Genomic DNA, 19,049 nt, shown 5'->3' on the forward strand with positions numbered 1-19,049 from the left:
CAGTTCATCACTTGGTTTAAAATTACGTGATGAATACCATCATGAATACCGAAGATATTTCCGCAATAAAGGCTGACCTGGCAAATAAAGACTGGTTAATCGCCTGCCTGTGCGCCGCCTGGTGCGATACCTGCAATTTTTACAGGGCGTCTTTTGACGAACTGATGATTAAACATCCTGACAAATGCTTTGCCTGGATAGACATAGAAGATCAGGCGCATCTGGTGGATGAAGTGGATATAGAGAACTTTCCTACCATCCTCATACAGCATCGCGACCAGGTGATTTTTCTTGGCACTGTATTGCCAGACGCAGCCCAGTTGCAACGTCTGATTCTCTCCATGACAGAAGAAACGCCAGGCCAGCAAGTCAAGCGCAGCGCCTTGAACCAGGCAGCCCCGGAAGACTGGAACATACGGGAACTGATACTCGCAAGCTAAGCATATGCCGCGATCTGCTGTAATCAGGCAGATCAAGTCAGTTTGTTTCCATCGCAAAAAGACAAAAGGGACTAGATTTGCATCTAGTCCCTTGAATCTGGTGCGGCTGGCAGGAATCGAACCCACGACCCCTTGGTTCGTAGCCAAGTACTCTATCCAGCTGAGCTACAGCCGCGAAAAACAAGATTATAGCCGGACTGGTGCAAAATGGAAAGCCCCTAAAGCCAGATTATTTTTTAGCTTAATTAAAAGGCATTTCCTTGAAGCCAAGCCGGATACCAAGCCTGATATCCCCACGTCTCTGCCATATTTCTATGGAGATATCAAAAATCGCGAATAAAAAAGACAAAAGGGACTAGATTTGCATCTAGTCCCTTGAATCTGGTGCGGCTGGCAGGAATCGAACCCACGACCCCTTGGTTCGTAGCCAAGTACTCTATCCAGCTGAGCTACAGCCGCGAAAGACCGAGAGTATAGCACAGGCATTTTGGTTTGATAAGTGCCCGTGCCAAGTTTTTAGATTTCGACCTGAGAACCCACTTCAATGACACGATTACTCGGTATCTGGTAAAAGTCAGCCGCATCACGGGCAATACGGGACATGGCAACGAATACGCTCTCACGCCACATCGCCATACCACTGCCAGGGCTGGAAATAATGGTTTGACGAGAAATAAAGTAAGAAGTTTCCATAGGTTCAAATGTCAGACCAAAGGGTTCGCATAAAGCCAAGGCACCTGGAATATCCGGCTCATTCTTAAAGCCGTAGAACACGTCAATTTGGAAGCAGGCATTCCCCAGATCAGCAACCTTGACACGCTCTGAAGTGGCTACCCAGGGGATTTCGCGGTTATGCAGGGTCAGGAAAATCACTCGCTCATGCAAAATCTTGTTGTGCGACAGATTATGCAACAAGGCATGCGGTACACCATCGGCCTCGCCACGCAAGAATACCGCTGTTCCTGACACTCTAATCGGTGCAGAGACAAACAGGGATTCAAGAAAATCTTCTAATGGAATTGCATGCTTTTTCAGATTATCAAAGACCAGTTCGCGACCACGCTTCCAGGTCATCATCAGGGTAAACATTACTACACCTAATATCACCGGGAACCAACCGCCTATGCCGTGGAATAATTTAAGTACGTTGGCAGAAAACAATGAGACATCAATGAACAAGAAGAAACCGGTTGCAAGGAAACACAATACAGGATTGTATTTCCAACCATAGCGTATAACGAAAAAAGTAAGCAGTGACGTCACTAACATAGTTCCTGTCACGGCAATACCATAAGCAGATGCCAGGCTTGATGATGAGCCAAATCCCACCACAGCAGCCACGACAGCAGCAAGCTGCAACCAATTGACTGCAGGAATATAGATTTGCCCTATTTCTTTCGATGACGTATGGACAATTTCCATCCTTGGCATGATGCCGAGGGAAATCGCTTGTTTGGTCATGGAGAACGTACCTGAGATCGTGGCCTGTGAGGCAATCACTGTCGCCACCGTGGATAAAATAACCAATGGGTAGATGCTCCAGGCACCAAGTTGCTGGTAAAACGGATTGCCAACTGCATCTGGATTTGCCATCAGTAATGCCCCTTGCCCAAGATAGTTTAAACCCAAAGAAGGGAAAACGATCATGAACCAGGCGGCACGAATGGGTTTGCTGCCAAAATGCCCCATGTCTGCATACAGTGCTTCTGCACCCGTAAATGCAAGCACAACAGCGCCCAAAGCCAGAAATGCCAGCCCCTTGTTCAAGGCCATGAAAGCAACGGCATGCATAGGATTGAGCGCCCATAAAATGCCGGGCATTTTAGCAATGTTATAAATCCCCATCCCTGCCAGCACAAAAAACCAGACGACCATGATGGGACCGAACCACTTGCCTATCCCTGCAGTACCCTTGTATTGCACAGAATACAAAAGTAAAAGCACGACTAGCGTAATCGGTACTACGTAGGGTGTGAATGCAGGCGTGGCCACCTCCAGCCCTTCAATAGCAGACAACACCGAAATCGCTGGCGTAATAACGCCGTCGCCATAAAACAGGGCCGCACCAAACAAGCCAAGAACGAGTAAAGTGAAATGAGATTTGGCAGATTTGCCAACAGATTCTAGCGCTAAAGCAGTCAGCGCCATGATACCGCCTTCACCACGATTGTCAGCTCTTAGTATCAGGGTGACATATTTGACCGCAACGATGATGATCAAACCCCATAGTATCAGGGATACGACACCAAAGATATTCGCCTCATTGAGTGCTAGACCATGCTCTTTTGAAAACACCTCTTTCATCGTATAAAGAGGACTCGTACCTATATCGCCATAAACGATGCCGACAGCAGCCAGGGTCAAGCCCGCCAGGCTGCTTTTTGTGTGTTGATTAGCCAATTGTGTACCTTGTTATTATTGGTGCATTGCACAATAGGTGAATTCGTTCAGATTTTCAAGTAAGTGCAACAAAAAAAGGATACTTGACAAGGATCAAATTCAAGCGTTGATTTTTTCTAAAGACCTGACTTTGTGCATACTGTTTTTAACAATTATTGTTATTTCACAAACTCAAACAAAATTCAAAAAAATTCAAACAACGAGAGGCAAATCCAGATAAAAACTGGTGCCACTTCCAAGACTACTTTTAACGCTGAGTTGTCCGTGCAAAATCGAGGCAGTGATGTTGTAGCAGATATTCAGCCCAAGTCCGCTACCTCCCTGCCCCAGTTTGGTGGTAAAGAACGGGTCAAAAATCCGTTTCTGGTTTTCTTCGGGTATGCCTTCTCCATCATCGCTAAAGACGATCAGGACGCGCTCTCCATCTACCGTGCTGACATTGATTTCCATGTGGCCCGCCTGCCTCTTGTCAAAGGCGTGCAAGATGGAATTTTCCACGAGATTGCTGATCACCTGGCCCAAAGAGCCTGGATAGCTGTCCATATGAATGTTGTATGGCACGTTCACTTGTATGCTGTGACCAGTCTGGGTAATGCGAATGTTGAGGGTGGCGATAATATCGTGCAAGACCTGGCGCAGATCAAAGCTGCGCCTGTGCTCAGAGGTGCGATCTACCGCCACCTGTTTGAAACTGCTAACCAGTGTCGCAGCACTGCTCAGGCCACGCATTAATATTTCTGACGAGGTTTTAACCTCTTCACAAAAATTATTCAAGTCTGAGCGGCGCAAGGTTTGCCCTGCCAGTTTGCTGCTGAGGAAGCGGCTACCATCCTGCAAGGTGCTGGCAACCAGCAGGCAATTCCCAATCGGCGTATTGAGTTCATGCGCAACGCCCGCTACCAGCGAACCCAGGGCCGCCAGTTTTTCCTGCGCCAGCAAATGCTCCTGGGTTTTTTGCAAGCGCATATAAGCATCCGCATTACCGAGAGCAATCGCACCATACGCGCATAGCGAACGGAAAATCATTTTTTCCCTGTCGCCATACACATGCTGACGCGAAGACTGTATGGTCATCGCACCGAGTATCCTGTCGCCTATGATCAGCGGCGCAAACAGCATGCTGTGTACCATTTCCGTACCAGGTATCAGGCCGGGCAATTCGTCCTCGGCAGCCAGCTCAATGGCAACTTCACGGCGCTCTTTGACGCAGCGCACAGAGTTCGACACGGGGCTAGACATGTAAACGGTATCTGGCTCTATCGGCATACCATTTTCGACACCAAAAGCCGAGGTCATGCTTTGCTGATCATCATCCATCATGTAGATGACAAAGGCGGTCACATGCAGCAAGTCGTGCACGTGGCGATTCAAGGCTTCAAAGACTGCCGCAGCATCCAGGCTGGCAGTAATTTCTTGCCCTATGGTTCCCAATTTTTCCAGCACGATGCTGGTTTGTTGCAAGACTTTGGCACGTTGCGCTTCTGCTGCTGCCAGCTGACGCAGATGCTCACTCTCAGCCTTCATGCGCTCAGTCTGCTGGCTCAGTTGCATGGCATTGAGCCGGTTCGCAGAAGCAAGCTTGTTACTTTTTTCGCGGGCAATGAGTGCCAGTTGTCCAAACTCATAGGCCTGGCGAAAATTGTCGGCAGCCGCATAGGCATGGGCAATTTCTTCATACAGGTCTGGCGGTATGGTAAACCCGCTGATATTGTCAGCGAGGTCAAGTGCCATGCGCAGATAATGCAAGGAAGCGCTGGCAGCTTGCATTTGTGCAGGTTCAGGCAAGCTATGGCGCGTGTATAAAGCGGCGAGCACACGCAAGACTTCAATATGCCGGTAGCCATCAGTACTCTGGCGCGCCAGCGTCAATGCTTCAAGCGCGACAGCCAATGCCGCCTTGGCCTGTCCTTGCATGGATAAGGCATTGGCATAACCACGGCGTGAGCCTATACGAAAATCCAGATGATTCTTTTTATCCGCCCAGGAAATCAATTCATGAAAAGTGGTCAGCGCAGTTGCATAGTCACCCATGTCCAGTGACAAATCACCGAGATAACGCAAGGCCAGTAAATGGGCGCGTGCCCCTACCACCTTCGCCAGTATGGGCAAGGCATTTTCAAGCATCTGCTTGGCAGCATCCAGACGGCCCAGCCTGCGCAGGGTCTCTGACATCTGCACCAGGCAACTGGCTATGCTGTTGGGCCATCCGGCCGCTCTGGCCAGATCAAGCCCATCCTGTATCCAGTGCAAGGCAGACTGATGATCACTCATGCTGTTAAAGGCATCACCTATATTGCTGGCAGCAGTGATCATGCGACGCTTTTGCCCATAATTTCTGGCGAATTCAAATACCTGTATGCCACGCCCTGCGGATGCACCAAAGTCGCTGGTGAGGGAATAGGTATACATTAAAAATTCGTTGATATAACTGCGCAGGAAAAGATCGCTACTCTGGCTTTCAGGATTGCGGCGTTCACCCCAGCGTTCAAGCGCCAGAGGCAAGTTGCGCAACACCAGTTGATTGGCCAGCAGGGATTCTGCGGCGGTTTCGCGCATCTTGTCTTTTGCCACAAGGGCAAACTGAACAGCCAGGCCAATTTCTGCTTCAACTACTGGCACCTCGCCTTTTTGCAAATTAACACTAGCAAGCAAAAAATGCGCATCTGCAGTACAGCACGCAGCCAGGTCAGAGTCATTACCAGTTGACAGTTCCAGAGATTGCACAGACAACTGTGCCGCCTGATCAAACTCGCCAAACAACCATGCAGCTTCAGCACGGATCAGCAGCAAGCGGGCGCGTATGAGCCGTGCAGCGCTGCCTGCATCACTATCATCAGAAGGAAACAATTCGCCAGTGAGATTTTCCGTGGCCTGGGCCAGCTTAAGTGCCCTCAGAGTGTCACGTTGGCGCAAGTGCCAGGCAAGCTTTAGCTGCAGGTCCAATAATTCCATCCCACGCAAACCTGGCAATTCGCGTTCCCACTGCTCTACTTCGTCATTGGTAACGAATATGTCCATGGGGTGAAATTAAGGAGGTTGGATGATTTTGACGGCTTGGGTATTGAAGAAATAGTATCAGATCAGGCAAAAATTTGAAGATAATCCCGAAGCCAGAGTAGCGCATTTGAAGAATATTGACAAAACCTTACACCGAAAAGTAACACAGGCTGGTATTTCAAATGAATTTCTCATTGAAATACCAGCCTGCTCATTAGCTTAAAGATAATTTATTAAAATTCAAACAATCTTTATGTCTATGCGACTGCCGTGTCTGATTTTTTGGCTACCAGAGTCAAAATATCATAGGACGCCACCAGTTCATTATCCTGATTAGTCACTTCCACATCCCAGGCCACCACCCCCTGCCCTACACCCTTGGCATCTTTCTTTTGCCTGTCTATCTTGCGCTTGCAAGTCAGGCGTGCACGGATGGTGTCACCTATGCCTACCGGTTTGATGAAACGCAGGGTGTCGAGGCCGTAGTTGGCCAGTACAGGGCCAGGTGCAGGAGACACAAATAAACCGGCAGCAGCCGACAACACAAAATAACCATGCGCAATACGCTTGCCGAAAGGGCTTTCTTTGGCAGCGATCTCATCGAAATGCATGTAGAAAAAGTCACCGGACAAACCACCAAAGGCAACGATATCTGCTTCACTGACAGTACGCCTGTGTGTCAGCAAGGACATGCCAATCTGCAGGTCTTCAAAATAGCGGCGGAAGGGATGGACATCAGATTCCAGTACAACCGCTCCACGTACGTGCTCTGCCGTCACTGCGGCCAGCATCGTAGGTGATCCCTGCACAGCGGCTCTTTGCAAATAATGTTTGACTGCCCTACTACCACCCAGTTCTTCACCACCACCGGCACGGCCAGGGCCGCCATGCTTCAATTGTGGCAAGGGTGAACCATGGCCAGTTGATTCTGGCGCTGATTCGGCATTCAAGATCATCAGGCGACCATGGCGTGCCGCCATATGCGGTATCGCCATGGCGGCGATATGCGGGTCTTTGGTGACCAGGGTAGCTACCAGGCTGCCGCAACCTTTTGCCGCCAGCGTCAGAACCTCCTGCATATCCTTGTAAGGCATCAGGGTCGTCACCGGGCCAAAGGCTTCAATCTCGTGTACTGCCGAATTTTCCATAGGCTGGCGGCAAACGATCAGGGTCGGTGCAACGAAAGCACCCTGTTCGAGCCCTTCCCCTTGCAATTGCACTGGCACAGCACCGCCGCAAATGATTTGATTGCCTGCTGCCAGTTGTTGAATACTGGCGAGTACATCGTGCTGCTGGGCACGACTGGCAAGCGGCCCCATGCGTACACCTTCGAGACGGGGGTCACCTACTATTGTTTTATCCAACCTGGCGCGTATTTTTTCTGCCACCACATCCAGTTGCGCAGCGGGCACCATGGCCCTGCGTATGGCCGTGCATTTTTGCCCGGCCTTGGCTGTCATTTCACGCACCACTTCTTTGACGTACAAATCCAGTTCCTCATCACCTGCTTCAATATCCGGCCCCAGTATCGCGCAGTTCAGTGAATCAGCTTCGGCATTGAAGGGGATGGAACGGCGCACGATATTTGGATGCACCTTCAATTGCGCTGCCGTGGCCGCAGAACCGGTGAAGGTGACAACGTCAGTTTCTTCCAGCAGATCAAGCAAGTTGCCAGTGGAACCGATGATCAGTTGCAAACTACCTTCAGGCAGCAAACCACTGGCATGAATTTGCCTGACCAGTGCCTCGGTAAGATACGAGGTCGCAGTTGCCGGTTTGACTATGCAAGGCATGCCCGCCAAAAAACTGGGCGCAAATTTTTCCAGTAAACCCCAGACGGGAAAATTGAAGGCATTGATATGCACTGCCACACCCTGACGCGGAACCAGAATGTGTGTGCCTGAAAAATGCCCCTGTTTGCCTAAAGGCATGGCCGGGCCTTCATGTACCACATTCGCGGACGGGAATTCATTCGTGCCTATGCTGGCGTAGGCAAATACGGTACCTGCGCCACCTTCTATATCTATCCAGCTATCACTGCGGGTTGCGCCTGTGTGGGATGAAATTACGTATAACTCCTCCTTATGTTCAGTCAGGTATTTGGCCAGAGTGCGCAAAATAGAAGCACGCTGCTGGAAGTCCAGCGCAAGCAAGTTTTTCAGGCCAATCTTCCTTGCATAAGTCAACGCTGCACCAAAGTCCAGGGCTTCGGCATGGCTGGCGTAGATCGCACTGCCATCAATGGCGCTATGCAGGATTTGTTGTGGCTCTGTACCGGTCCATACACCAGCTATCCAGCTTTGCAAAATTTTCATGGATTACTCTCTTAAATAATCAAATATTCAGGATCAGGACTTGGTGCCATCAGGTCTTAGTACTATATGTTGGCAAGCCTGCCGCCAGCGCAATGCGCGGGCGATTTTCTTCGACTGCGGTCAGCGCTTCCACTTCCTGCATACTGGCGAGTGAGCGTCTGGTCAGTGCATGGTATTGCGCCGTGCCTTCGGTCTTCCAGGCGATTTCTTCATCACGCAAAACACGTGCAATGCGGGCTGGTGCGCCCATGACCAGGCTGCGTGGCGGCACGTCCATACCGGCTTTGACAAAGGACATGGCAGCGACGATCGACGATTCACCAATGACGGCCTTGTCCATGACCACGGCATTCATGCCCACCATGGCGTTTTTACCTATGCGGCAGCCATGCAGTACTGCGCCATGGCCGATATGCCCGTCCTGCTCCACCACGGTGTCGCTGTCAGGGAAACCATGGATGACACAGGTATCCTGCACATTCGCGCCGTGTTCCAGAACAATGCGGCCAAAGTCGCCACGCAGGCTGGCAGACGGGCCGATATAACAGCCAGGCCCGACGATCACATCGCCTATCAGCGTGGCGCTGGGGTGCACATAGGCGCTGGGATGCACCACCGGTATCAGGCCATCGATTGCATATATAGTCATGCAGCTTCCTTAGCTTCAGGCACGTTCTATGATGAGGGCGATACCCTGCCCCACGCCTATGCACATGGTGCACAAGGCATAACGGCCATTGATGCGTTCCAGCTGGTTCAGTGCTGTAGTTACCAGACGCGCACCAGATGCACCAAGTGGATGGCCTATCGCTATCGCACCACCATTTGGATTGACATGTGCAGCATCATCAGCCAGACCAAGATCACGCGTGACTGCCAGACCTTGTGCCGCAAAGGCTTCGTTAAGTTCGATGACATCCATCTGCGCCAGGCTCAATCCTGTCTGCGCCAGCAGCTTACGTGTTGCAGGTGAAGGGCCAAAACCCATGATGCGCGGAGCCAGACCAGCTGTTGCCATGCCGACGATACGGGCACGTTGTGTCAGGCCATACTGTTTTACCGCCGCATCGGAAGCCAGCAACAAGGCACAGGCACCATCATTAACGCCGGATGCATTGCCGGCAGTGACTGTGCCATCTGGTTTGACCACGCCTTTCAGGCGAGACAGCATGGCGATATCTGTATCCGGACGTGGGTGTTCATCGGTAGTGAACAAAATGGCTTCGCCCTTTTTTTGCGGGATGCTGACGGAAATAATTTCTCCGGCAAAAAAACCGGCAGCGTGGGCTGCCGCCCAGCGTTGCTGGCTGCGCAGGGCAAAGGCATCCTGGTCAGCACGGTTAATGCCAAATTGTTCGGCGACGTTTTCTGCCGTTTCGGGCATGGAATCTATGCCATATTTTGCCTTCATCAAGGCATTCACAAAACGCCAGCCTATAGTCGTATCTTCGATTTTTGCGGCACGTGAAAAAGCACTGTCGGCCTTGGCCATGACAAAGGGTGCGCGCGTCATGCTCTCCACCCCACCAGCAATAATCAGTGATGCCTCACCTGATTTGATCGCACGCCCGCCTATGCCTATGGCATCCAGGCTGGAACCGCACAGGCGGTTGATGGTATTGGCTGGCACATCTACCGGCAAACCTGCCAGCAATGCGGCCATGCGGCCAACATTGCGATTATCTTCACCGGCCTGGTTGGCACAACCGTAGTACACGTCATCAACCATTTTCCAGTCTACGCCAGCATTACGTTCCATCAATGCCTTGATCGGCAAGGCTGCCAGATCATCTGTACGTATACTGGCCATGGCACCACCGTAACGGGCGAATGGGGTCCTGACAGCGTCGCATATCCATGCTTCCATATTTTTGTCTTCCTTTTATTTTATTTGCTTTGAATGCTCAAGCCTTCTTGCGATTGTCCACAACACGCCTGGCCTTGCCGACCATGGTGCGCTCTATGCTGTTGGCGGGCAGTATGCTGACATGGCAACTGACGCCTATAAAAGTCTTGATGTGGTGTTCAAGCTGCTGGTGCAATTGCTTCACATCCTGCTCTGACAAAATGCCTGATACTTCAGGCCGCAGTTCTGCCACGATATCAAGCTTGTCCATATGACCTTCCCGCGTCACTACCAGTTGATATTGCGGTGCCAGTTGCGGGTGTTTGAGTATCAGTTCTTCTACTTGGGTGGGAAATAAATTCACGCCACGGATGATGAGCATGTCGTCAGAGCGGCCAGTGATCTTTCCCATGCGACGCATGGATCTTGATGTCGGTGGCAGTAAGCGTGTCAGGTCTCGGGTGCGGTAGCGTATGACTGGGAAAGCCTCTTTACTCAGAGATGTGAAAACCAGCTCACCCTCTTCACCATCGGGCAAAACTTCACCCGTTTCGGGATTGATAATCTCCGGGTAAAAATGGTCTTCCCATATGACAGGACCATCCTTGCTTTCTATGCATTCACTGGCGACGCCTGGCCCCATGACTTCTGACAAACCATAGATATCAACGGCGTCAATACCTGCACGCGTTTCAATTTCACTGCGCATGGCATCGGTCCATGGTTCAGCACCGAAGATGCCGATTCGCAACGAGGTGTTGGCAGCGTCTATGCCCTGGCGCGTCATTTCTTCTATGATATTGAGCATATAAGAAGGCGTGACCATGATGATGGATGGCTGGAAATCCTGTATCAGTTGCACCTGTTTTTCTGTCTGACCACCAGACATGGGGATGACAGTACAACCGAGGCGCTCTGCGCCATAATGCGCACCCAGACCACCAGTGAACAGGCCATAACCATAAGAGACTTGCACAATATCGCCAGCACGACCACCGGCAGCACGTATAGAGCGCGCCACCAGATCTGCCCAGTTATCAATATCTTTTTGCGTGTAACCAACCACCGTTGGCTTGCCTGTGGTGCCACTGGATGCATGCACCCTGACCACTTTTTCACGCGGTACGGCAAACATGCCGAAAGGATAGTTGTCGCGTAAATCCTTCTTGCCAGTGAAAGGAAATTTCGCCAGGTCAGCCAGGGTTTTCAAATCATCGGGATGTACGCCCGCCGCATCAAAACTGGCGCGATAATGCGGAACGTTGTCATACACGTGTTGCAAGGTCCATTTCAGTCGCTGCAATTGCAAGGCCTGAAGCTCGTCCTTTCTTGCCGTTTCTATTGCGTCTAAACCCTTAGCTATTTTTCTGTCTGTGTTGTCTGCCATGTTTTGTCTCCCGCTCACTTATCCTGATTTCGTTTCTATGATTGATGGCTAAACACAAGTTCAGGTTGGAATTGCGTTTTCCTGCAATACCAGACCTGGTACAACTTCCGCATTCAGCTTATGCGACTTGCCACGGAACAGCGCGATCAATTGGCCATGCTGATTAGTCAGGCGCGCATCGTAGATGCCGGTACGGCCAGTCAATGATTGTTCTGTTGCAGTCGCGGTGATGACATCACCCTCACTCCCTGGTGACAGAAATTCTATGCTGCATCCGGCAGCAACAGTCACCTGATTGCGGCTATTGCAGGCGAAGGCAAAAGCACTGTCGGCCAGGGTAAACAAATAACCACCATGACAGGTCTTGTGCCCATTCAGCATATCAGGTCTGATCACCATGCTGAGTGTTGCCGTACCTTCAGCTACATAAGCTATCTGCATATTCAGCCCGCGCGTTGCGGCATCGCTGGCGAACATGGCGGCGGCAGTGAGTTCTGCCATGTGCTGACTGTCTTTGGCAAATTGCTTACTTACTTGACTGATCTCTGTGCTCATCTATGCTTTTCCTTGGCCTATCAAACTTACTTGCCAACAAAATGGGGCGCGCGCTTCTCTACAAATGCCGCGACGCCTTCGCGATAATCCTGGCTCTGCCCCAGTTCACGCATCATATTGGTTTCCAGAGTCAATTGCTGCTCCAGAGTATTTTGGGGGCTGGCGTAAATTGCCTGCTTGGTGAAGGCCAAACCTTTGGTTGGGGCAGATGCAAAATGCGTGGCCAAAGCCATGGCTTCGGTCTGCAACTGATCATCATCCACACATTTCCAGATCAGGCCCCATTGCTCTGCCTGTTCAGCGCTGATTTTTCCACCTAGCATGGCTGCGCCCATGGCTCTGGCTGTACCCAATGCGCGCGGCAAGAAGTAAGTGCCGCCAGTATCTGGTATCAGACCCAGCTTACAAAAAACCTCAACAAAACTGGCCGAGCGTGCAGCCAATACGATATCGCAGGCCAGCGGCAAATTGGCACCGGCGCCGGCTGCTACACCATTCACTGCGCAAATAACCGGGATGGGCAAGGCACGCAAGGCAAGTACCAGCGGCGCATAATATTTTTCTACTGACTCACCCAGATCTGGAGGTGCACCGTCGGCACTGACGGTACGGTCAGATAAATCCTGACCTGCACAAAAACCGCGCCCGGCACCTGTCAATACCATGACGCGAATCGAGGCATCGGCACGTAAGGTAGCCAGTGCATCCTGTATTTCCAGATGCATGGCAACGTTGAAACTATTCAATTTTTCAGGGCGGTTCAGGGTCAGGTGGGCAATACCGTCACTGATGTGAAACAGGATGTGGGAATAGTCCATTCAATTCTCGCTATCAAAATCCAGAGTCAGGGTATCGCTGACGGGGAAACTCTGGCAGGTCAGCACAAATCCGCGTGCAACTTCATAATCTTCGAGGGCGTAATTCCTATCCATATCGACCTTGCCTTCCACGACTTTGGAGCGGCAGGTAGAGCACACACCGCCCTTGCAGGAATAACGCATATCATGCCCCAGCTTCAGGGCGGCATCCAGTACAGATTCCTTATCTTTTTCCATGTCGAAATGCGTGTGATGACCATCCATGATAATCGTCACGGCACAGGACGATTTGCCTGGCAAAGGCTTGGCGCTGGCGACATGCCGGTGCGCCGGTATGCTGGCGGCAAACAACTCGACCTTGATCTGCTCTTTGGGCATGCCACGCTGTTGCAAGGCTGCGCTGACGGCATGCATCATTTCTTCTGGCCCGCAGATGAAGGCAGCATCCATGTCATCTATGCGTATCCATTGATCAAACAAGTTCAGGCATTTTTCAGCGGTGATGCGGCCATTAAACAAGTCTATATCCTGCTGCTCGCGGCTCATGATGTAGATCAGGTTCAGGCGCTGCAAATAACTGTCTTTCAATGCTGCCAGCTCCTCCTTGAACATGACAGTCGATGATGCCCGGTTACCATACACCAGAGTAAATTTGCTCTGCGGTTCTGTCTGCAGTGTAGTCTTGATAATGGACAGCAAAGGCGTGATGCCGCTGCCAGCAGCAAATGCCAGATAGTGCTTTTCATGTTCAGCAGCTAGCGGCAAATTGAAATGCCCCATGGCGGGCATGACTTCGATCTCCATACCTGGGCGCAAGCTGTCATGTACCCAATTGGAAAATGCACCACCTTGCACGCGCTTGATGGCAACCCGCAACTGCCCATCCTGTACGGCAGAACAAATCGAATAAGAGCGCCGCACGTCTTCGCCTGCTATCTTGGCACGCAAGGTCAGGTGCTGCCCTTCACGATAGGCAAATTGCGCCTGCAGATCCGCTGGCACGGCAAAACTCAAGACTACGGCATCACGGGTTTCTGGCCGTATCTGGCTGACTGTCAGCGGATAAAATTTGCTCATGTATTGTCGTCTCCTTTTTATTTTTATTATTCGCTCAATGCGGTTTGAAGTAATCAAAAGGTTCCAGGCAAGACTTGCATCTATACAGCGCCTTGCAGGCAGTTGATCCAAACTGGCTGACCAGTTGGGTATCGACAGAGCCGCATTGCGGGCAAGCGATGGCTGGATGTAGTTCACGATAACGCTGGATGGAGGAGATATCCACTACCTGTTGCTGTGGTGGCGCAATGCCATAGCCGCTGAGCTTTTGCTTACCTGCCTCTGTCATCCAGTCGGTACTCCAGGCGGGTGACAATTGATAAACAATGCTGGGCGGCTTGATGCCATGCGCCTGCAATACCTTGGCTATTTCTTCGGCAATCACATCCATGGCCGGGCAACCAGAATAGGTCGGCGTAATCGTGATGACACACTCGCCCCCCTGCCATTCCACCGCGCGGATAATGCCCAGGTCCGTCACCGAAATGACCGGAATTTCAGGGTCACTGACCTCCCCCAGCCATTGCCAGATCTGCCCTGTGCTGGCAGGTGGATTTAGTACGTAGTCCATGGCAGACACTACCATAGCGCCCCCGGATAGGCACGCTGCAAGAACTGCATTTCTGCCAGCAGGTAACCCATGTGTTCAGTATGCACACCTTGCTTGCCACCCTTTTGCATCCAGCTATTGGCATCAGGCAGACGCAAAGTGGCAGCATGCATGACATCGACCAGATGGGTATCCCAGGCGGCTTTCAAATGTGAAGGTAAAGGCGCTATGTCTGCCGCATGCATGGCGACGTCGACCTGATCGTCCATAAACATTTCGCCAGTGAAGCGCCACAATTCTTCTAGAGCGGTCTGCATCATTTTCTGACTCAATTCAGTACCATCACCCAGACGTACCACCAGGTCGCTGCTGCGACGCAAATGGTAAGTGACTTCTTTCAGTGATTTTTCTGCGATGGCAGCAATCTGCTGATCGGTAGATTGCTTCAGCGCTTGCAGATAATGGTAATGCCAGGTGTCAAACAGGAATTGCCGCATCAGGGTGTCGGCATAAGTACCGTTAGGCTGTTCGAGCAATAAAAAATTATGAAAGTCGTGGGCATCACGCAAGAACGCCAGATCATCTTCGGTACGTCCCTTGCCTTCCAGCTCTGCCGCATAGGCATACCAGAGCCTCGCCTGGCCTATCAGATCCAGCGCCACATTGGTCAATGCCATGTCCTCTTCCAACGCAGGCCCCTTGCCACACCATTGCGACAAACGCTGGCTGAGTATCATGGCATGGTCTGCCAGACGTAAAACATGATTGAACTTATCCTCTGACATCTCAATTCTCCAGAATTATTTAGCTATGATGTATAGACAGAGTTCAATTACAGATTCTTGACTTCATCCGGCATGGGGAAGAAGGTTGGGTGTCGGTAGACCTTGCTATTTGATGGCTCAAACAAAGCTTCTTTATCGCCGGGGCTGCTGGCAAAAATATCACCAGCCCGTGCCACCCAGATGCTGACACCTTCATTGCGTCGGGTATAGACATCGCGCGCATGGTTGATCGCCATTTCTGCATCAGGTGCATGCAGGCTACCTACATGTTTATGCGCCAGGCCGTGCTGGCTACGGATGAATACTTCCCACAAGGGCCATTCTTTGCTCATGATCTGTCTCCTACTCTCTTATCTATTTTTATGCGCTTTTTTTATTTTCTTGCTGCTTATCGGCATGGGCCTGCAAGGCATCGCGGAACCATGCGCCATCGTCATAGGCTTTGACACGGGTACGCAGGCGTTCACGGTTACAGGGGCCATTGCCTTTCAAGACCTGGTAAAACTCATCCCAGTTGATTTCACCAAAATCATAATGGCCGCGTTCTTCATTCCATTTGATAGCAGGGTCAGGCAGTTCCAGTCCCAGGTATTCAATCTGTGGCACGGTCTGGTCCACCATGCGCTGACGCAGTTCATCATTGGAAAAAAGCTTGATACGCCATTGCGCAGATTGAGCGCTATTCACCGATGCAGCATCAGGCGGGCCAAACATCATTAACGCTGGCCACCAGTAACGATTCAATGCATCTTGGGCCATGGCTTTTTGTTCTGCTGTGCCACGGCACAGTGTCATCATGATGTCGTAACCCTGGCGCGCATGGAAAGATTCTTCCTTGCATACGCGTATCATGGCGCGTGAATACGGGCCGTAAGAGCAGCGGCACAAAGGTATCTGGTTGATGATGGCTGAGCCATCAACCAGCCAGCCTATCGCCCCCATATCAGCCCAACTCAGGGTCGGGTAATTGAAGATGCTAGAATACTTGGCTTTACCGGAATGCAAGTCGGCCAGTAGCTCATCACGTGATACACCCAGGGTTTCAGCAGCGCTGTAAAGATACAAGCCATGCCCAGCTTCATCCTGGATTTTTGCCAGCAAAATGGCTTTGCGTTTTAAAGTAGGCGCGCGCGTGACCCAGTTACCTTCTGGCAATTGACCAACGATTTCGGAATGCGCATGCTGGGAGATTTGCCGTATCAGGGTTTTTCTGTAGGCGTCCGGCATCCAGTCTTTGGCTTCAATACGGATACCGGCATCGATGCGCTCCTGGAAAGCGCGCTCGGCATCGCTCAACTCTTCTGCAGTTTTGAGCTTGCTCAAGCCGGTCTCGACTAATTGTGCATACATGAAACACTCCTTGGCATCCTGAGGATGCGAACATGGAAGATTGATCTGCGTCAAACAATTATATGATACAGTTTTTATTGATGTTTAATTTTTTTTGTATCATTTTAATTTTTTAAGGTATTTGCCCCTCATCAGCTACACCATAGGTAAAATCTGGACAACAACCAATACTCACATATCATCACCTACACAGCCGCATGCAGACCAGCACTGCCATCCAAACCTGGATAGACCAGCAACTAACCAATAATCCGCCAAGGGCAAAGTCCCTGGTGATGACGGTCTTTGGCGACGCCATTGCGCCGCATGGCGGTACGATATGGCTAGGTAGTTTAATCTCATTAATGAGTCATTTTGGCATTAATGACAGATTAGTACGTACCAGCGTGTTCAGACTGGCCGAAGAAGGCTGGCTGGAAGCCAAACGGGACGGCCGACGCAGCACTTATCAACTGGCAACCGCAAGCTATGCCAGGTTCCAGCATGCCTACAAGCGCGTGTATGTGCCACAAACTGGCAAGTGGGATCACTACTGGACGCTAGTCATCATGAGTGGCGACGATACATCAACCGGCAATAAAGCCAGCCTGAAAAAAGAATTGCTGTGGGAAGGTTTTCGCATGATTAATGCCGGGGTGTTTGCCCATCCCCAGGCAGATACTGCAGCCTTGCAAAATGTGCTGGGACGTAACGGTTTCGCCGGATTATGCACGGTATGCCGCACCAGCGATTTGAATTTGCCCAATGCCCGCCCGCTACCATCACTGATCGCCAGCCACTGGCAGCTCGATGAAGTGAATATCGCCTACAAGAATTTTATTGAAGCATTCTCGCCACTGAAAAAACTGGTGCAAGGACAGCATTTGCCTGAGCACGCGGCCTTTGTTATCCGCAGTCTGCTAATACACAGTTTTCGCCGTACCCAGTTGCACGATCCCAATTTGCCGAGCAGTTTGCGTCCCGAAGGTTGGCTAGGTGATGAGGCGTACCGGTTATGCCGCGATTTATACCGGGCTTGTTTCCGGCCAGCAGAAAACTTGTTGAGTCAGGCGCTGGATCCTGAACATCGACAGGATGGCGGTTTGAGTCTACAGGAAAGGTTTGGCGGGCTTTTTTAAAGCCATGAATTTGCTTTATGTCCTTTTGCCTTATGCCATATTGAAAGCGATGCGTTTGTTGAAGCAACTGCTTATAGTCACGTCTCAGGGCAGTTGCTCGGCGAGCGCAACAATAATGCCCTCAGGTCCCCGGATATAAGCCAGCTTATACGTATTCTCATACTGCATTTCGCCAATCAGCTCGGCCCCGTGTTCAAGCATGCGGGCCACAATATCGTGAATACCATCGACGGCAAACATGATGCGACGCAGGCCCAGCGTATTCACCGGCGCATCCACAGGCCCGAACCTGATCGCTTCCGGTGTGTGAAATTTATCCAGCTCAATTCCTTGTCCATCGGGAGTCCGCATCATTGCAAGAGTTGCGCGCACATCCTTGAGACCGATCAAGCTACCTATCAAAGGGCCTTCGACTGTAGTCTCTCCCTCAAGTGTGAGGCCAAGCGCAATGAAGAAGGCTTTGACGGCTTCCAGATCATCGACAACGATGAGGATGTTGTCCATACGTTTAATTGTCATAGGCTTTCTCACCATCTAATTGCTGAAGCACATGCTCGCCACACTTGATGTGTGGCGAGTTCTCATCCAGGGCATTCATCGTCATACAGAAGTTATCATAAAAGTCGGATGGATTCTTTCCAGACCTGTGGTTTGTGAATGCAAACTCAATCAAATTACTTAGCAACAACATGGATTGATATTGACGGTAAGTCGATGCAAGAGATTTACGCCAAAGAAAAAATGATACTCAAATAGTAGCCACAAGAAATCCACGCATACATCATAAAAGGCTCGATTAATGCAAATCCTGAAGCGAACATCTACGTGATCCACGAAAGCCGCTGGGCTCCTGCCTACGCAGGAGCGACGGTTTAAAGGTGCATCGTTGAAATGTGTGCATGTAGATGCAAAGACTTGAACTAACCAGCAAGTTGATCAGCGACGCTGGCCGCGAACCACATAGGTCGCAAGAGAGCTACCCTCAAATTCGTCGCTCCAGCGCAGGCTGGAGCCCAGTGTCGTTGGTTGAGGTGCCGTGCGGTGAGTAAGAGAGCGATGGATAGTGCGCGCAGCGCACCCTACTGAGATGAATTGGATACCAGCACTTCGAGAATGAAATACAAAGGGTGTGAGTCACAAAGTAAAAACAGAGAAGTTCGCATGTTTTTGCTGTTCTTTTGCCGTTCTCGCCTTTCTCAGTGTCGCTTTGTGTCTCAGTGCCTCAGTGTTGAGAGGTCTTGACGTAGTTTTTGATTCTTTTGATGTTTGTTACTGCTAGAAGCTTGGTGTGTTTTCCGTTCGCACAAAAGCAAAACCCCCACTCAATTAAATGAGCGGGGGTATGCGGAATAAAAGCCTGACGATAACCTACTTTCACACTGGTTGCAGCACTATCATTGGCGCGTAATCGTTTCACGGTCCTGTTCGGGAT

General features: G+C 50.8%; 17 protein-coding genes and 2 tRNA genes. 2 read left to right on the plus strand and 17 right to left on the minus strand.

Annotated elements, in window-relative coordinates; genetic code table 11:
• Positions 1 to 41: 41 nt before the first annotated feature.
• Positions 42 to 440 (plus strand): thioredoxin family protein, encoded by a 399-nt coding sequence (locus tag ACO0LL_RS17770; RefSeq protein WP_422952165.1) that lies wholly within the window; start codon positions 42 to 44, stop codon positions 438 to 440.
• Positions 441 to 538: 98 nt separating this feature from the next.
• Here the strand turns inward: ACO0LL_RS17770 and ACO0LL_RS17775 are convergent.
• The 15 genes from ACO0LL_RS17775 to paaA form a co-directional block, all read right to left on the minus strand.
• Positions 539 to 615 (minus strand) — tRNA-Arg (locus tag ACO0LL_RS17775).
• Positions 616 to 822: 207 nt separating this feature from the next.
• Positions 823 to 899: transfer RNA gene (locus ACO0LL_RS17780), tRNA-Arg, on the minus strand.
• Positions 900 to 956: 57 nt separating this feature from the next.
• Positions 957 to 2,840, minus strand: coding sequence for a potassium transporter Kup (locus ACO0LL_RS17785; RefSeq protein WP_422952166.1), 1,884 nt, complete (start codon positions 2,838 to 2,840; stop codon positions 957 to 959).
• Between the two features lie 192 nt (positions 2,841 to 3,032).
• The gene (locus ACO0LL_RS17790) at positions 3,033 to 5,858 is read right to left on the minus strand and encodes an ATP-binding protein (protein ID WP_422952167.1); all 2,826 of its coding nucleotides are present in this window, start codon (positions 5,856 to 5,858) and stop codon (positions 3,033 to 3,035) included.
• 236 nt (positions 5,859 to 6,094) lie between these two features.
• On the minus strand, positions 6,095 to 8,152 hold the full coding sequence (gene paaZ / locus ACO0LL_RS17795; protein WP_422952168.1) for a phenylacetic acid degradation bifunctional protein PaaZ: 2,058 nt from the start codon (positions 8,150 to 8,152) through the stop codon (positions 6,095 to 6,097).
• A gap of 49 nt (positions 8,153 to 8,201) precedes the next feature.
• On the minus strand, positions 8,202 to 8,801 hold the full coding sequence (locus ACO0LL_RS17800) for a phenylacetic acid degradation protein PaaY (RefSeq protein ID WP_422952169.1): 600 nt from the start codon (positions 8,799 to 8,801) through the stop codon (positions 8,202 to 8,204).
• A gap of 15 nt (positions 8,802 to 8,816) precedes the next feature.
• The gene (gene pcaF / locus ACO0LL_RS17805; protein WP_422952170.1) at positions 8,817 to 10,019 is read right to left on the minus strand and encodes a 3-oxoadipyl-CoA thiolase; all 1,203 of its coding nucleotides are present in this window, start codon (positions 10,017 to 10,019) and stop codon (positions 8,817 to 8,819) included.
• Between the two features lie 37 nt (positions 10,020 to 10,056).
• Entirely contained in the window at positions 10,057 to 11,385 is a 1,329-nt protein-coding gene (gene paaK, locus ACO0LL_RS17810) for a phenylacetate--CoA ligase PaaK (RefSeq protein ID WP_422952171.1), read from the minus strand.
• 60 nt (positions 11,386 to 11,445) lie between these two features.
• Positions 11,446 to 11,940 carry a hydroxyphenylacetyl-CoA thioesterase PaaI gene (gene paaI, locus ACO0LL_RS17815; protein WP_422952172.1) on the minus strand — a complete coding sequence of 165 codons (495 nt, stop codon included), beginning with the start codon at positions 11,938 to 11,940 and terminating at the stop codon, positions 11,446 to 11,448.
• A 26-nt stretch (positions 11,941 to 11,966) separates the two neighbouring features.
• Positions 11,967 to 12,758 carry a 2-(1,2-epoxy-1,2-dihydrophenyl)acetyl-CoA isomerase PaaG gene (gene paaG, locus ACO0LL_RS17820; RefSeq protein ID WP_422952173.1) on the minus strand — a complete coding sequence of 264 codons (792 nt, stop codon included), beginning with the start codon at positions 12,756 to 12,758 and terminating at the stop codon, positions 11,967 to 11,969.
• A complete protein-coding gene (paaE, locus tag ACO0LL_RS17825; protein ID WP_422952174.1) occupies positions 12,759 to 13,835 on the minus strand; it encodes a 1,2-phenylacetyl-CoA epoxidase subunit PaaE in 1,077 nt (358 codons plus the stop codon).
• 34 nt (positions 13,836 to 13,869) lie between these two features.
• Positions 13,870 to 14,385 (minus strand): 1,2-phenylacetyl-CoA epoxidase subunit PaaD, encoded by a 516-nt coding sequence (gene paaD / locus ACO0LL_RS17830; protein WP_422952175.1) that lies wholly within the window; start codon positions 14,383 to 14,385, stop codon positions 13,870 to 13,872.
• Positions 14,386 to 14,393: 8 nt separating this feature from the next.
• A complete protein-coding gene (paaC, locus tag ACO0LL_RS17835; RefSeq protein ID WP_422952176.1) occupies positions 14,394 to 15,149 on the minus strand; it encodes a 1,2-phenylacetyl-CoA epoxidase subunit PaaC in 756 nt (251 codons plus the stop codon).
• A 47-nt stretch (positions 15,150 to 15,196) separates the two neighbouring features.
• The gene (gene paaB, locus ACO0LL_RS17840) at positions 15,197 to 15,481 is read right to left on the minus strand and encodes a 1,2-phenylacetyl-CoA epoxidase subunit PaaB (RefSeq protein ID WP_110252930.1); all 285 of its coding nucleotides are present in this window, start codon (positions 15,479 to 15,481) and stop codon (positions 15,197 to 15,199) included.
• A gap of 28 nt (positions 15,482 to 15,509) precedes the next feature.
• The gene (gene paaA, locus ACO0LL_RS17845) at positions 15,510 to 16,499 is read right to left on the minus strand and encodes a 1,2-phenylacetyl-CoA epoxidase subunit PaaA (protein WP_422952177.1); all 990 of its coding nucleotides are present in this window, start codon (positions 16,497 to 16,499) and stop codon (positions 15,510 to 15,512) included.
• 197 nt (positions 16,500 to 16,696) lie between these two features.
• Between paaA and paaX the strand changes: the two genes are divergently transcribed.
• A complete protein-coding gene (paaX, locus tag ACO0LL_RS17850) occupies positions 16,697 to 17,617 on the plus strand; it encodes a phenylacetic acid degradation operon negative regulatory protein PaaX (protein WP_422952178.1) in 921 nt (306 codons plus the stop codon).
• Positions 17,618 to 17,701: 84 nt separating this feature from the next.
• Here paaX and ACO0LL_RS17855 read toward each other — a convergent pair whose 3' ends face one another.
• The gene (locus ACO0LL_RS17855) at positions 17,702 to 18,136 is read right to left on the minus strand and encodes a VOC family protein (RefSeq protein WP_422952179.1); all 435 of its coding nucleotides are present in this window, start codon (positions 18,134 to 18,136) and stop codon (positions 17,702 to 17,704) included.
• Positions 18,137 to 18,839: 703 nt separating this feature from the next.
• Positions 18,840 to 19,049, minus strand: a 210-nt coding sequence (locus tag ACO0LL_RS17860; RefSeq protein ID WP_422952180.1) for a hypothetical protein, incomplete at its 5' end; no start/stop codon positions are given.

The sequence above is a fragment of the Undibacterium sp. TC4M20W genome, assembly GCF_049340245.1.
Taxonomy (GTDB): Bacteria; Pseudomonadota; Gammaproteobacteria; order Burkholderiales; family Burkholderiaceae_D; genus Undibacterium.

Bases quoted from the DNA above. Each gene is read 5' to 3' on its own strand.
- ACO0LL_RS17770 (WP_422952165.1), top strand. From the start codon at position 42: ATGAATACCGAAGATATTTCCGCAATAAAGGCTGACCTGGCAAATAAA.
- ACO0LL_RS17790 (WP_422952167.1), bottom strand. From the start codon at position 5,858: ATGGACATATTCGTTACCAATGACGAAGTAGAGCAGTGGGAACGCGAA.
- paaZ (WP_422952168.1), bottom strand. From the start codon at position 8,152: ATGAAAATTTTGCAAAGCTGGATAGCTGGTGTATGGACCGGTACAGAG.
- ACO0LL_RS17800 (WP_422952169.1), bottom strand. From the start codon at position 8,801: ATGACTATATATGCAATCGATGGCCTGATACCGGTGGTGCATCCCAGC.
- pcaF (WP_422952170.1), bottom strand. From the start codon at position 10,019: ATGGAAGCATGGATATGCGACGCTGTCAGGACCCCATTCGCCCGTTAC.
- paaK (WP_422952171.1), bottom strand. From the start codon at position 11,385: ATGGCAGACAACACAGACAGAAAAATAGCTAAGGGTTTAGACGCAATA.
- paaI (WP_422952172.1), bottom strand. From the start codon at position 11,940: ATGAGCACAGAGATCAGTCAAGTAAGTAAGCAATTTGCCAAAGACAGT.
- paaG (WP_422952173.1), bottom strand. From the start codon at position 12,758: ATGGACTATTCCCACATCCTGTTTCACATCAGTGACGGTATTGCCCAC.
- paaE (WP_422952174.1), bottom strand. From the start codon at position 13,835: ATGAGCAAATTTTATCCGCTGACAGTCAGCCAGATACGGCCAGAAACC.
- paaD (WP_422952175.1), bottom strand. From the start codon at position 14,385: ATGGACTACGTACTAAATCCACCTGCCAGCACAGGGCAGATCTGGCAA.
- paaC (WP_422952176.1), bottom strand. From the start codon at position 15,149: ATGTCAGAGGATAAGTTCAATCATGTTTTACGTCTGGCAGACCATGCC.
- paaB (WP_110252930.1), bottom strand. From the start codon at position 15,481: ATGAGCAAAGAATGGCCCTTGTGGGAAGTATTCATCCGTAGCCAGCAC.
- paaA (WP_422952177.1), bottom strand. From the start codon at position 16,499: ATGTATGCACAATTAGTCGAGACCGGCTTGAGCAAGCTCAAAACTGCA.
- paaX (WP_422952178.1), top strand. From the start codon at position 16,697: ATGCAGACCAGCACTGCCATCCAAACCTGGATAGACCAGCAACTAACC.
- ACO0LL_RS17855 (WP_422952179.1), bottom strand. From the start codon at position 18,136: ATGACAATTAAACGTATGGACAACATCCTCATCGTTGTCGATGATCTG.